Below are 504 nucleotides of genomic sequence, written 5' to 3'. Positions count from 1 at the left end.
CGGCGGCGTGCACGGCGGCGACGGTGGGCGGCCCGGCGACGGCGGACGGCCCGACGGCGGGCAGCCCGGCGGCGGGCGGCACGGCTGCGGGGCTCACCCGGGGAGGATGGCAGGCTGGTCCCGTGGCAGGTGGACGGGACCAGCGGGCTCCCATGGAGCGCCTGACCCAGGTCCTCTTTGTGCTGTCCCGCAGCCCCGACCGCACCGCGACCACCGAGCGGCTGCTCGAGCACGTCGGCTACGGCTCCGCCGAGCCGGAGGACCGCCGCCGCCAGCTCGCCCGCGACATACGCCACCTCACCGACCTCGGCTGGGAGATCTCCTCCGTCGGGGCCGAGGGGGAGGCCGGCCGGTACCGCCTCGTCGCCGGGGACCTGCGGCTGCGCGTCGACTTCTCCCCGGCCGAGCAGGCCGAGCTGCAGCGCGCCGCCCGGGCCGCGGAGCTGTCGCGGCTGGCGGGGGCGGACGTGCCGGGCGCCGACGGCGGTGCTCCCGGCGCGGCCA

The 504-nt window shown here is 79.6% G+C and carries 1 pseudogene; it reads left to right on the top strand.

From position 1 onward, the window contains the following. Positions 1–152: 152 nt before the first annotated feature. A pseudogene (locus tag WCS02_RS21095) lies at positions 153–504 on the top strand (hypothetical protein); the annotation flags it as partial.

It is taken from the genome of Aquipuribacter hungaricus (genome assembly GCF_037860755.1).
GTDB classification, from domain to species: Bacteria; Actinomycetota; Actinomycetes; order Actinomycetales; family JBBAYJ01; genus Aquipuribacter; species Aquipuribacter hungaricus.
Note: the sequence above shows the minus strand (reverse complement) of the source record. Positions and strands in the feature narration are given on the sequence as shown.